The sequence below is a fragment of the Citrobacter sp. Igbk 17 genome (assembly GCF_028069775.1).
Taxonomy (GTDB): domain Bacteria; phylum Pseudomonadota; class Gammaproteobacteria; order Enterobacterales; family Enterobacteriaceae; genus Citrobacter.
The window spans coordinates 1-13,278 of sequence record NZ_JANEWI010000011.1 but is presented as its reverse complement, the minus strand read 5'-3'; the positions used below and the strand labels follow the sequence as shown (position 1 = coordinate 13,278).

The window sequence follows — 13,278 nt, the reverse complement described above, 5'->3', positions numbered from 1 at the left end:
TCTCTCGGACTTAATTTTTTCGCCGTCTTTTATAAAGCCACGTAAAACTCGTGACGTCAATTGCTGCGAAATCGCTTCAGCAAACCAATAAATCGCGGCAATTTATTAAAGTTAATTCACATCGTGCCAAATAAGAAAAGCTTATGAACATGTGACATAGAGATGCCGGATGGCGCTGCGCTTATCCGGCCTACTAGACGGGGTAGGCCCGGTAAGCGTAGCGCCACCGGGCAAGTTTCATTAGTGCCAGCAGAAATGGTGCACAACCTGGGTGATTAATTCGCGGGTTGGCTTAATAAAGCGTGTTTCCAGATATTCATCCGGCTGATGTGCCTGATTAATAGAACCGGGACCCAATACCAGCGTCGGACACAGCGTCTGGATAAATGGCGCTTCGGTGCAGTAGTTCACCACTTCAGTCTGTGCGCCCAGCAGTTTCTCAACCACCTCGACCAGTTGATGGTCCGGCGGACACTCATAGCCAGGAATGGGCGGATGCAGTTCCGATACCGTCAGGCGACCCGGCCAACGCTCACTGACCGGGGCCAGCGCATCGTTAAGTAGCCCATTCAGATCGTTAAGCGTCATACCGGGTAGTGGACGAATATCCATATGCAGTTCGCAGCAGGCGCAGATACGGTTAGCTGCATCGCCGCCATGAATATGGCCCAGATTTAACGTGGGGTACGGCACGGTAAAAGCGTCATGGTGATAGCGTTCTTTCAGGCCATCGCGCAGCTTCATGATATGGCCGATAGCATCATGCATCAGTTCAATCGCATTCACGCCGCGTGCCGGATCGCTTGAGTGACCCGACTGACCCAAAATTCGAATGGCGTTAGAGATATGACCTTTGTGCGCGCGAACGGGCTGCAGAGATGTCGGTTCACCAATGATTGCGCAGTCCGGGCGGAGCGAAGTCGTTTCAGAAAAGTAACGAGCGCCGGCCATGCTGGTCTCTTCATCAGCGGTGGCCAGAATGTAGAGCGGCTTTTTCAGTTTCGTGACATCCACACCGCGCAGTGCATCGAGAATAAAGGCGAAAAAGCCTTTCATATCCGCGGTGCCCAGACCGTAGAGCTTATTGTCGTGCTCGGTGAGGGTGAAGGGATCGCGCGTCCAACGCCCATCGTCAAAAGGTACGGTATCGGTATGGCCTGCCAACAACAGACCGCCGGCACCGTGCCCGACACTCGCCAGCATGTTGAATTTATTGCGCGTACCAGGAACAGGCTGAACCTCAACATTGAAACCTAAATCTCTGAACCAGTCCGCCAGCAGAGTGATTAAACCTGCATTGCTTTGATCGAGCGCTTCTTCGGTTGCGCTAATCGACGGTGTGGCAATCAGAGCGCGGTAAATCTCGATAAATGGCGGTAAATTGTTTTTCATTGTTGACACACCTCGGGTCATGATAGTATCAATATTCATGCAGTATTTATGAATAAAAATACAATAACATTGAGCGTAATAAAACCCACCAAGTGTAAGGTGAGGTGATAAAGGCTTATACCTGGCAACCGAATCTAAGAAGGTGAACAGCTCCGATGTTGAATACGCTGATTGTGGGCGCGAGTGGCTACGCTGGCGCAGAGCTTGTGACCTATGTAAATCGCCATCCTGATATGACCATAACCGCTTTGACCGTCTCAGCGCAAAGCAATGATGCAGGAAAATTAATCTCCGATTTACATCCGCAGCTAAAAGGCATTGTCGATTTGCCGTTACAGCCAATGTCCGATATCAGCGAGTTTAGCGCAGGGGTGGACGTTGTGTTCCTCGCGACGGCTCATGAGGTCAGTCATGATCTGGCTCCGCAGTTTCTGCGTGCCGGTTGTGTGGTGTTTGACCTCTCGGGTGCGTTTCGCGTAAACGACGGCGCATTCTATGAGCAATACTATGGCTTTACCCATCAGCATCCTGAACTGCTGGAACAGGCGGTATACGGTCTGGCTGAGTGGAGCGTAGACAGACTGAAAGACGCGAATTTGATTGCTGTTCCGGGTTGTTACCCGACGGCGGCACAATTGTCGCTGAAACCACTTATTGATGCCGGGCTACTGGACCTTACTCAGTGGCCGGTGATTAACGCCACCAGTGGGGTGAGCGGTGCGGGCCGTAAGGCCGCTATTTCGAACAGCTTTTGTGAAGTGAGCCTGCAACCGTATGGCGTGTTTACTCATCGCCATCAGCCGGAAATCGCTACTCACCTGGGTACGGAGGTGATCTTCACTCCACATCTGGGTAATTTCCCGCGTGGGATCCTGGAAACTATTACCTGCCGTCTGAATTCGGGTGTCACTCAGGCTCAGGTCGCGCAGACGCTGCAACAGGCATACAGCGATAAACCGTTGGTGCGCCTGTATGAAAAAGGCGTTCCGGCACTGAAAAATGTGGTTGGCTTACCGTTCTGTGATATCGGATTTGCTGTGCAGGGCGAACATCTGATTGTGGTAGCGACTGAAGATAACTTATTGAAGGGCGCGGCGGCACAGGCCATGCAGTGCGCAAATATCCGTTTCGGCTTTGCTGAGACGCAGTCTCTTATTTAAGGGTGCAATGATGAATCCATTAATTATCAAGCTGGGCGGCGTGTTACTGGATAGCGAAGAGGCGCTGGAGCGTCTGTTTACCGCGCTGGTAAATTATCGCGAGTCGCATCAGCGTCCGCTGGTCATTGTGCACGGTGGTGGCTGTGTCGTCGACGAGCTGATGAAACAACTTAATTTGCCGGTGAAAAAGAAAAATGGCCTGCGTGTTACGCCAGCCGATCAAATCGACATCATCACCGGGGCGCTGGCGGGGACCGCGAATAAAACCTTACTGGCCTGGGCGAAAAAACATCAAATTGCCTCTGTGGGTCTGTATCTTGGCGATGGCGACAGTGTAAAAGTGACGCCACTCGATAAAGAGTTAGGTCACGTTGGACTGGCGCAGCCGGGTTCGCCTAAGCTGATTAACACGCTGCTGGAAGGGGGCTTTCTGCCGGTAGTGAGTTCCATTGGCGTTACTGAGGATGGGCTGTTGATGAATGTCAATGCCGATCAGGCGGCGACGGCGCTGGCGGCAACGCTGGGGGCTGATCTGATCCTGCTCTCCGATGTGAGCGGTATTCTGGATGGTAAAGGCCAGCGTATTGCCGAAATGACCGCGACGAAAGCGGAACAGTTGATTGAGCAGGGCATTATTACCGATGGCATGATCGTGAAGGTCAATGCGGCGCTGGATGCTGCGCGTACGCTGGGCCGCCCGGTAGATATCGCTTCCTGGCGTCATGCTGAGCAACTCCCGGCGCTGTTTAACGGCACGCCGATTGGTACGCGTATTCTGGCTTAACTATTAATGTGCCGGATGGCGGCTTCGCCTTATCCGGCCGACATGGGTTTTGTAGGCCCGGTAAGCGCAGCGCCATCGGGCAAAAATATCATATTAAGGAAATTCGTTATGGCACTTTGGGGTGGGCGTTTTACACAGGCAGCAGATCAGCGGTTCAAACAGTTCAACGACTCGTTGCGTTTTGACTACCGCCTGGCAGAGCAGGATATTGTCGGCTCTGTGGCCTGGTCCAAAGCGCTGGTAACCGTCGGCGTACTGACTGCAGATGAACAACTACAGCTGGAAGACGCGCTGAATAATCTGCTGGAAGAGGTACGCCTGGACCCGCAGCAGATCCTGCAAAGTGATGCGGAAGATATTCACAGCTGGGTGGAAGGCAAGCTGATTGATAAAGTCGGGCAGTTAGGTAAAAAACTGCACACCGGGCGTAGCCGTAATGACCAGGTCGCAACTGACCTTAAACTGTGGTGCAAAGACACGGTCATGGAACTGTTGTCTGCGAATCGTCAGTTGCAAAGCGCGTTAGTCGACACCGCGCAAAATAATCAGGACGCGGTTATGCCGGGTTACACCCACTTGCAGCGTGCACAGCCGGTGACGTTTGCGCACTGGTGTCTGGCATATGTCGAAATGCTGGCGCGTGATGAGAGCCGTCTGCAGGATGCGCTTAAGCGTCTGGACGTTAGCCCGTTAGGTTGTGGTGCACTGGCGGGTACCGCCTACGAAATCGATCGTGTGCAACTGGCTGGCTGGTTGGGTTTTTCCTCGGCAACCCGCAACAGCCTGGACAGCGTTTCTGATCGTGACCATGTCCTGGAGTTGCTCTCTGATGCCTCTATCGGCATGGTGCATCTGTCGCGCTTTGCTGAAGATCTGATTTTCTTTAACACTGGCGAAGCAGGCTTTGTGGAGTTATCCGATCGTGTGACCTCAGGTTCATCCCTGATGCCACAGAAGAAAAACCCGGATGCATTAGAGCTGATCCGTGGCAAATGTGGCCGTGTACAAGGTGCGCTGACCGGTATGATGATGACACTGAAAGGTCTGCCGCTGGCGTATAACAAAGATATGCAGGAAGACAAAGAAGGCCTGTTCGATGCACTCGATACCTGGCTGGACTGTTTACACATGGCCGCACTGGTGCTGGACGGCATTCAGGTGAAACGTCCTCGTTGTCAGGAAGCGGCGCAGCAGGGTTATGCCAACGCCACTGAATTGGCGGATTATCTGGTTGCCAAAGGTGTTCCGTTCCGCGAAGCACACCATATCGTAGGTGAGACGGTGGTTGAGGCGATTCGTCAGGGTAAACCGCTGGAAGCATTGTCGCTGGCCGACTTGCAAAAGTTCAGCAGCGTCATTGGCGATGATGTCTATCCGATACTTTCCCTGCAATCCTGTCTGGACAAACGTGCAGCGAAAGGTGGCGTATCACCGCAGCAGGTTGCGCAGGCAATCGACGATGCGAAGGCACGTCTGTAGGCCGGATAAGGCGAAGCCGCCATCCGGCACTGTGCGCCGTTCTGCCTGATAAGCGTAGCGCCATCAGGTAAAAAGTTATCAGAGCCTGGCATTAAGCCGGGCTTTTTTATGCAAAAAAAATGCGGACCAGAGGTCCGCAAAAGTTCACGTTGGCTTTAGTTATTTCGAGTATGAGAACGGACAGGTGCTTCAAGGGTTAAAGGGTACCGTTCCGTTTCTGTGGTGCATTATTAAACAGAAAGCTTGATAGGGATAATCGTTCGTTGCTATGCTACCTATCGCCATGAACTATCGTGGCGATGGAGGATGAATAATGAATATTCGTGATCTTGAATACCTGGTGGCGCTAGCCGAGCATCGTCACTTCCGGCGAGCGGCGGATTCCTGCCACGTCAGCCAGCCAACGCTTAGCGGGCAAATCCGCAAACTGGAAGATGAGCTTGGCGTTATGCTGCTGGAGCGTACGAGTCGTAAAGTGCTGTTCACTCAGGCAGGTTTACTGCTGGTGGATCAGGCGCGTACCGTGCTGCGCGAGGTCAAAGTGCTCAAGGAAATGGCAAGCCAACAAGGCGAGACAATGTCTGGCCCGCTGCACATTGGTTTGATCCCAACGGTGGGGCCATACCTGTTGCCGCATATTATCCCTATGTTGCACCAGACCTTCCCGAAACTGGAAATGTATCTGCATGAAGCGCAGACGCATCAACTGTTGGCGCAACTGGATAGCGGTAAGCTCGACTGCGTGATCCTGGCGTTGGTCAAGGAAAGTGAGGCGTTCATTGAAGTGCCGCTGTTTGATGAGCCTATGATGCTGGCGATCTATGAAGATCACCCATGGGCAAACCGCGACTGTGTGCCGATGTCAGATTTAGCCGGTGAAAAACTGCTGATGCTGGAAGATGGGCACTGTCTGCGCGATCAGGCGATGGGCTTCTGCTTTGAAGCCGGTGCCGATGAAGACACCCATTTCCGGGCAACCAGTCTGGAAACGCTGCGCAATATGGTTGCGGCAGGGAGTGGCATTACTTTGCTGCCTGCACTGGCCGTTCCGCCAGAGCGTAAGCGTGATGGTGTGGTCTATCTGCCGTGCATTAAGCCAGAACCGCGCCGTACTATTGGTCTCGTCTATCGTCCGGGATCGCCGTTACGCAGCCGTTATGAACAGCTGGCAGAGGCCATCCGTGGGGCAATGGATGGCCATTTCGACAAAGCGTTAAAACAGGCGGTTTAAGCCGTTTAGCGCGGCTACCCGATAGGCTTCTGCCATGGTTGGGTAGTTAAAGGTGGTGTTAACGAAGTACTCGATGGTGTTACCACCACCTTTTTGCTCCATGATCGCCTGACCGATATGAATAATTTCGGCTGCGCGTTCCCCAAAGCAATGGATCCCCAAAATCTCTTTGGTCTCGCGATGGAACAAAATCTTCAGCGTACCGACACTCATTCCGACGATTTGCGCTCGTGCCAGATGTTTAAACTGGGCGCGACCGACTTCGTATGGGACTTTCATTGCCGTTAGCTGCTGTTCGGTTTTACCGACGGAGCTGATTTCAGGAATGGTATAAATCCCGGTGGGAATATCTTCGATCAGATGTGCGGTGGCTTCGCCTTTGACCAGTGCCTGAGCGGCGATACGTCCCTGATCGTAGGCTGCAGATGCCAGGCTTGGGTAACCGATCACATCGCCAACGGCATACACATGCGGCAGTGCGGTCTGATACATGCTATTCACTTTTAGCTGTCCGCGACTGTCCGTTTTCAGACCAATATTTTCCAGTGCCAGCGAATCGGTATTACCGGTGCGACCATTGGCGTACAGCAGACAGTCTGCTTTCAGCTTTTTACCGGATTTCAGGTGCATGATGACGCCGTCATCACAGCCTTCAATCCGCTCATACTCTTCGTTGTGGCGAATGACCACGCCGCTGTTCCAGAAGTGGTATGAGAGTGAATCGGACATCTCTTGATCGAGGAATGCCAGCAGACGATCGCGGGTGTTGATTAAATCAACTTTTACGTCCATCCCTCGGAAGATCGACGCATATTCGCAGCCAATCACACCTGCGCCATAAATCAGAACATGGCGAGGTTCGTGATGCAGGCTGAGGATAGAATCGCTGTCGTAAACGCGTGGGTGCGAAAAATCGACGTCAGTTGGGTGATAAGGGCGTGAGCCGCAGGCAATAACAAACTTATCTGCGGTGAGTGTTTCCACTGTACCGTCGTGACATTCCAGAGCAAGGGTATGTTCGTCGACGAAACGGGCATTTCCCTGCAGAATTTCACAGTGGTTGCGCTCGTAAAAACCTTGCCGCATACGCGTTTGCTGATTAATTACGTTATCAGCATGGTTGAGAATATCGGCGAAAGAAGAACGAAGGAGTCGGGAATGGTCGCTGTAAAGTGGGTTCTGATTGAATTCGATAATACGGCTGACTGCGTGGCGGAGCGCTTTCGACGGGATGGTGCCCCAATGGGTACAGCCTCCGCCGACGTTATGATAGCGCTCAATAACCGCGACGCGCGCTCCTTGCTTAACCAGACCCATCGCAGCGCCTTCGCCGCCGGGACCGGAACCTATTACTATTGCATCGTAATCGTAGGAATGTGACATGGTCAGGCTTACCTGTTCTTATACATAAAAGCAACAGAATAGTAACATCGTTGTTGGGATAACCCAATTATCGTTGTGCTTTTTTGCGAAGTCGAAGCACAAACTGCGCGTAAACAATCATTCACAAAGCCATGCCAACCGCCTAATCTCTGGTATAGTGCCAGCAAGGTATGTGGAAGGATTCAGACATCGTGATGGGCGTTAGAGCGCAACAAAAAGAGAAAACCCGGCGTTCGCTGGTAGAAGCCGCATTTAGTCAACTCAGCGCTGAGCGTAGTTTTGCCAGCCTAAGTTTACGAGAAGTTGCTCGTGAAGCGGGCATTGCGCCAACCTCGTTTTATCGCCATTTCCGCGATGTGGATGAGCTCGGCCTGACGATGGTGGATGAGAGCGGTCTGATGCTGCGCCAGTTGATGCGTCAGGCTCGTCAGCGTATCGCCAAAGGCGGTAGTGTGATCCGTACCTCGGTCTCAACATTTATGGAGTTCATCGGCAACAATCCCAACGCCTTCCGTTTATTATTGCGCGAGCGTTCGGGCACCTCCGCAGCGTTTCGTGCAGCGGTTGCGCGTGAAATTCAGCACTTCATTGCGGAACTTGCGGACTATCTTGAACTCGAAAACCATATGCCTCGCGCGTTTACTGAAGCGCAAGCCGAAGCCATGGTAACGATTGTGTTCAGTGCCGGGGCAGAAGCACTGGATGTTGGCGCTGAACAGCGTCGGCAGTTGGAAGAGCGGCTGGTATTGCAACTGCGCATGATCGCCAAAGGCGCATTTTACTGGTACCGCCGTGAACAAGAGAAGATGACGCACCACTCCGAGTAACGAGAAGGACGAGCAATGAAACAGTCAGGTCAAGATAAAGGTACGCTGCTGCTGGCGCTGGTTGCTGGCTTATCGATCAATGGCACATTCGCGGCGCTGTTTAGCTCCATTGTGCCATTCTCTGTATTCCCGATTATTTCGCTGGTGTTGACGGTTTACTGTCTGCATCAACGTTACCAGAATCGCACCATGCCTGTGGGGTTACCGGGCCTGGCTGCAGCCTGTTTTATTCTCGGTGTTCTGCTGTACAGCACCGTTGTACGTGCTGAATATCCGGATATTGGCTCTAACTTCTTCCCGGCGGTACTGTCGGTGATTCTGGTGTTCTGGATCGGCTTTAAAGTGCGTAACCGTAAGCAGGAAATCGCGGAGTAACAGTTATAGCTGTAGGCCGGATAAGGCAAAGCCGCCATCCGGCAATCTGAACCGGAAGTGCTTATCCGGCCTCCGTTCAGTCTTACTTCTTCGTTAACAGTACGCCGCACTCCATATGGTGCGTATACGGGAACTGATCGAACAGCGCCAGACGTGAAACATTGTGCGTCTGGCTTAATGTTTCCAGGTTCTTACACAGTGTCTCCGGGTTGCAGGAGATGTACAGAATACGCGGATACGCCTGCACCATTTTTTCCGTTTCGCTGTCCAGACCGCTGCGCGGTGGGTCAACGAAAATGGTCTCGCACTGATAACTCTTCAGATCAATCCCCTGCAACCGGTTGAATTCGCGAACACCGTTCATTGCCTGCGTAAACTCTTCGGCTGCCATACGGATAATTTGTACATTATCAATATGGTTAGCGGCGATGTTGTACTGGGCTGCAGCAACGGACGGCTTGGCGATTTCGGTGGCCAGTACGCGGTTGAAGTTCTGTGCCAGCGCTAATGAAAAGTTGCCATTACCGCAGTACAGCTCCAGCAGATCGCCCTTTGAATCTTTGGTGACATCAATCGCCCATTCCAGCATCTGAATGTTCATTGCAGCATTCGGTTGCGTGAAACTGTTCTCAACCTGGCGGTAGATAATCTCTTTGCCCGCGACCGGTAAACGTTCGTCGATATAATCCTGATCCAACTCGATTTTAGTTTTGGTCGCCCGGCCGATCAGGTGCACATTCAGGTTTTGCGCCCGCAGCGCATCCCGCAGCACTTCGGCTTCCTGGCGCCACTCATTATCCAGTTTTTTATGGTACAGCATGGATACCACCGCCTGACCGCTCAGGGTGGTGAGGTAATCAATCTGGAACAGTTTGTGACGCAGGATGTGGTTGTTGCGTACACCTTCAATCATTGCCGCCATCAGCGTATTGATAAGCTCGCTGGCCGCCGGAAAGCTGTCGACGCGAATACGTTTTTTCGTTTGGCTGTCGAACATGATGTGGTACAGGTCATCCCCGTCATGCCACAGACGGAACTCGGCACGCATACGGTAATGGCTAACCGGTGAGCGGAACACTTCCGGAGCCTGTGCATAAAATGGCGTCATTAAGCTCTGCAGACGCACCACTTTTTCAGCTAACTGTGCGTCGTACTGTTCTGTCGGAAGGTGTTCGGGGGTCATGATGCGTCCTGAAAAATAAAAGTACGCGGGGATTGTAGGGATTGCTCATCAGATGTCCAGTTATTGATGATTTCCGATATTGTGATATCCGGTCTGGACAGTAGGTTGTAACAAACTGTAGCATCCGTTTTCCGGTCCTGTGAGTTAAAAGGGAATCCAGTGTGAATCTGGAGCTGACGCGCAGCGGTAAGGAAAGGTGAAATGAGAGCGTAAAGCAGACACTGCCTGTGGGTGGGAAGTCTTCATTTCTTTTTATTCGGTATCCTGAATAACCTTCCAAGCCCGAAGACCTGCCGGCTAACGTCGCATCTGGTTTTCACTATCGCGTACTATCGGTGGACCTGCGGCATCCTTCTTATATTGTGGATGCTTTACAATGATTAAAAAATCGTTGCTGTTGACGGCGCTTTCCGTCGCGGCATCTTCTGGTTGGGCGCAGGATGCTAGCCCAGATACTCTCGTCGTCACTGCCAACCGTTTTCAGCAGCCCCTAAGCGCAGTACTTGCACCCATCACCGTCGTTACACGTCAGGACATTGATCGCTGGCAATCTACCTCGGTAAACGATGTACTACGTCGTTTGCCTGGTGTTGATATCGCGCAAAGCGGCGGTATGGGGCAAAACTCGTCTATTTTTATTCGCGGCACTAACGCCAGCCATGTTCTGGTGTTGATAGATGGTGTGCGTCTTAATTTAGCGGGAGTTAGCGGCTCAGCCGATCTTAGCCAGTTCCCGGTATCGCTGGTGCAACGTATTGAGTATATCCGCGGGCCGCGTTCCGCTATATATGGTTCGGATGCGATTGGCGGTGTGGTGAATATCATTACTACGCGCGAAAAACCAGGGACGGAACTGACCGCCGGCGTGGGAAGCAATGGGTATCAGAATTACGATATCTCAACCCAGCAACAGCTTGGCGAAAATACGCGTGTCACGTTGATGGGCGATTATGCCTACACCAAAGGCTTCGATGTCGTGGCCTACGGTAGCACTGGTGCACAGGCTCAACCGGATAAAGACGGTTTCTTAAGCAAGACGCTGTATGGCGCACTGGAGCACAACTTCTCCGAGACATGGAGCGGGTTCGTTCGTGGTTATGGTTATGATAACCGCACAGATTATGACTCGTATTATTCTCCTGGCTCTGCACTACTTGATACCCGACAGCTTTATAGCCAGAGCTGGGACGCTGGGTTACGTTTTAATGGCGAGCTTATTCAGTCACAACTGGTTTCGAGCTACAGCCACAGTAAAGACTACAACTATGATCCGAACTATGGCCGCTATGATTCCTCGGCCACGCTGGATGATATGAAGCAATATAATGTTCAGTGGTCAAACAGCATAGTTGTTGGCCACGGTAACATTGGTGCAGGCGTGGACTGGCAAAAGCAAACCACGGAGCCTGGCACTGGGTATGTTACGGACGGTTACGACCAACGTAATACTGGCCTCTATTTGACGGGATTGCAGCAGCTTGGTGACTTCACCTTCGAAGGTGCGGCACGTAGTGATGATAACTCCGAGTTTGGTCGCCATGGTACATGGCAAACCAGTGCTGGATGGGAGTTTATCGAAGGCTATCGTTTCATTGCCTCCTATGGCACATCTTACAAAGCGCCAAATCTGGGGCAGTTGCATGGCTATTACGGCAATGCAAACCTTGACCCCGAAGAGAGTAAGCAGTGGGAAGGGGCGTTTGAAGGGTTAACATCAGGTGTTAACTGGCGCGTGTCAGGGTATCGCAACGATATCGATGACATGATCGACTACAACACCCACACTCAGAAGTACTACAACGAAGGCAAAGCGCGTATTAAAGGTATCGAAGCGACTGCAAACTTCGACACCGGGCCGTTGGCGCATACGCTTAGCTACGACTACGTAGATTCGCGTAATGCGATTACCAACGAGCCACTGGCTCGTCGTTCTAAACAGCAGGTGAAATACCAACTCGACTGGCAGGTCTATGATTTTGACTGGGGCCTGACATATCAATATCTGGGGACGCGATACGATACGGACTACGTTACTTATCAACCGGTAAAATTGGGTGGTGTGAGTTTGTGGGATCTGGCAGTGTCATATCCGATCACCTCACAGCTGACAGTTCGTGGTAAAATCGCCAACCTGTTCGATAAAGATTACGAGACAGTTTATGGCTACCCAACTGCAGGACGGGAATACACCTTGTCTGGCAGCTACACCTTCTGATTCACGTCCTACCGTGCTGGTGTTTGATTCCGGCGTCGGTGGGTTGTCGGTCTACAATGAGATCCGGAATCTCCTGCCGGATCTCCACTATATATATGCTTTCGATAACGTCGCTTTTCCTTATGGTGAGAAAAGCGAAGAGTTTATCGTTGAGCGTGTTGTTGAGATTGTGACGGCAGTTCAGCAACGCTATCCCCTCGCACTTGCGGTTATCGCATGCAATACCGCCAGCACGGTGTCACTCCCGGCATTACGTGAAAAGTTCGCTTTTCCGGTTGTCGGTGTGGTGCCTGCGATTAAACCCGCGGCGCGGCTCACGGCGAATGGTATTGTCGGGCTACTGGCGACGCGCGCGACGGTGAAACGCTCGTACACACACGAATTGATTGCGCGCTTTGCTAACGAGTGTCAGATAGCGATGTTGGGATCCGCTGAGCTGGTGGAACTGGCAGAAGCGAAGCTGCACGGAGAACCCGTCTCGCTGGAAGAGCTGCGTCGTATTCTGCGACCGTGGCTGCGGATGTCGGAACCCCCTGATACGGTGGTCCTTGGATGCACCCATTTCCCTCTATTACAGGAAGAGTTATTGCAAGTCCTCCCGGAAGGGACGCGACTGGTGGATTCCGGTGCAGCGATTGCGCGTCGAACGGCCTGGCTATTGGAACACGAAGCGCCAGATGCAAAATCAGCCGATGAGAATGTGGCATTCTGCATGGCAATGACAACAGAGGCTGAACAATTATTGCCAGTGTTGCAGCGCTATGGCTTCAAAACGCTCGAAAAACTGGCGATTTAGTCTGTTTTGGTGAAAAAGTACGCACTCGGAAAATTATTTTAAATTTCCCCTTGTCAGCCTGAAATAACTCCCTATAATGCGCCTCCACTGACACGGAACAACGGATTACACGCCGCCGGGTCAGCGGGGTTCCACTGAGGATCTCGTAGAGAAAAGCAAAAATAAATGCTTGACTCTGAATGAGGAAAACGTAATATACGGGACCTCGCGACAGAGCGCTAAAGCGCGTCGCAACTGCTCTTTAACAATTTATCAGACAATCTGTGTGGGCACTCGAAGATACGGATTCTTAACGTCGCAAGACGAAAAATGAATACCAAGTCTCTTGAGTGAACATACGTAATTCATTACGAAGTTTAATTCACGAGCATCAAACTTAAATTGAAGAGTTTGATCATGGCTCAGATTGAACGCTGGCGGCAGGCCTAACACATGCAAGTCGAACGGTAGCAC

Annotated in this window: 11 protein-coding genes, 1 rRNA gene and 1 riboswitch; of the genes, 9 read left to right on the top strand and 3 right to left on the bottom strand. The window is 51.9% G+C overall.

What is annotated here, in order from left to right:
- Positions 1-240: 240 nt before the first annotated feature.
- Positions 241-1,392: an acetylornithine deacetylase gene (argE, locus tag NNO08_RS08795; protein ID WP_271456573.1), complete on the bottom strand. Its 1,152-nt coding sequence runs from the start codon at positions 1,390-1,392 to the stop codon at positions 241-243.
- 155 nt (positions 1,393-1,547) lie between these two features.
- On the opposite strand from argE, the gene argC reads away from it, so the two are divergent.
- The 4 genes from argC to oxyR all read left to right on the top strand — a co-directional run bounded on the left by argC (position 1,548) and on the right by oxyR (position 6,046).
- Positions 1,548-2,552, top strand: coding sequence for an N-acetyl-gamma-glutamyl-phosphate reductase (gene argC / locus NNO08_RS08790; RefSeq protein WP_271456572.1), 1,005 nt, complete (start codon positions 1,548-1,550; stop codon positions 2,550-2,552).
- A gap of 7 nt (positions 2,553-2,559) precedes the next feature.
- Complete coding sequence (gene argB / locus NNO08_RS08785; protein WP_137378532.1) at positions 2,560-3,336, top strand: acetylglutamate kinase; 777 nt, start codon at positions 2,560-2,562, stop codon at positions 3,334-3,336.
- 108 nt (positions 3,337-3,444) lie between these two features.
- Positions 3,445-4,815, top strand: coding sequence for an argininosuccinate lyase (gene argH, locus NNO08_RS08780; RefSeq protein ID WP_271456571.1), 1,371 nt, complete (start codon positions 3,445-3,447; stop codon positions 4,813-4,815).
- A gap of 313 nt (positions 4,816-5,128) precedes the next feature.
- Positions 5,129-6,046 (top strand): DNA-binding transcriptional regulator OxyR, encoded by a 918-nt coding sequence (oxyR, locus tag NNO08_RS08775; RefSeq protein WP_137381485.1) that lies wholly within the window; start codon positions 5,129-5,131, stop codon positions 6,044-6,046.
- On the opposite strand, the gene sthA is transcribed toward oxyR, so the two are convergent.
- The gene (gene sthA / locus NNO08_RS08770; protein WP_202037223.1) at positions 6,029-7,429 is read right to left on the bottom strand and encodes a Si-specific NAD(P)(+) transhydrogenase; all 1,401 of its coding nucleotides are present in this window, start codon (positions 7,427-7,429) and stop codon (positions 6,029-6,031) included. The genes oxyR and sthA overlap by 18 nt on opposite strands.
- 191 nt (positions 7,430-7,620) lie before the next feature.
- Between sthA and fabR the strand changes: the two genes are divergently transcribed.
- Together fabR and NNO08_RS08760 are read left to right on the top strand one after the other, a co-directional pair.
- Positions 7,621-8,256, top strand: coding sequence for an HTH-type transcriptional repressor FabR (gene fabR, locus NNO08_RS08765; protein ID WP_003028862.1), 636 nt, complete (start codon positions 7,621-7,623; stop codon positions 8,254-8,256).
- A gap of 15 nt (positions 8,257-8,271) precedes the next feature.
- The gene (locus NNO08_RS08760) at positions 8,272-8,631 is read left to right on the top strand and encodes a YijD family membrane protein (RefSeq protein WP_003825114.1); all 360 of its coding nucleotides are present in this window, start codon (positions 8,272-8,274) and stop codon (positions 8,629-8,631) included.
- A gap of 82 nt (positions 8,632-8,713) precedes the next feature.
- Here the strand turns inward: NNO08_RS08760 and trmA are convergent, their stop codons facing one another.
- Positions 8,714-9,814 (bottom strand): tRNA (uridine(54)-C5)-methyltransferase TrmA, encoded by a 1,101-nt coding sequence (gene trmA, locus NNO08_RS08755; RefSeq protein ID WP_271456570.1) that lies wholly within the window; start codon positions 9,812-9,814, stop codon positions 8,714-8,716.
- Between the two features lie 115 nt (positions 9,815-9,929).
- Positions 9,930-10,126: riboswitch (cobalamin riboswitch) on the top strand.
- 64 nt (positions 10,127-10,190) lie between these two features.
- Here trmA and btuB point away from each other — a divergent pair.
- The 3 genes from btuB to NNO08_RS08740 all read left to right on the top strand — a co-directional run.
- Entirely contained in the window at positions 10,191-12,029 is a 1,839-nt protein-coding gene (btuB, locus tag NNO08_RS08750) for a TonB-dependent vitamin B12 receptor BtuB (protein ID WP_202037221.1), read from the top strand.
- Positions 11,974-12,825, top strand: coding sequence for a glutamate racemase (gene murI / locus NNO08_RS08745; RefSeq protein ID WP_137381510.1), 852 nt, complete (start codon positions 11,974-11,976; stop codon positions 12,823-12,825). Before btuB ends, murI begins: the two co-directional genes overlap by 56 nt.
- Positions 12,826-13,203: 378 nt before the next feature.
- Positions 13,204-13,278: ribosomal RNA gene (locus NNO08_RS08740) — 16S ribosomal RNA — on the top strand; the annotation flags it as partial.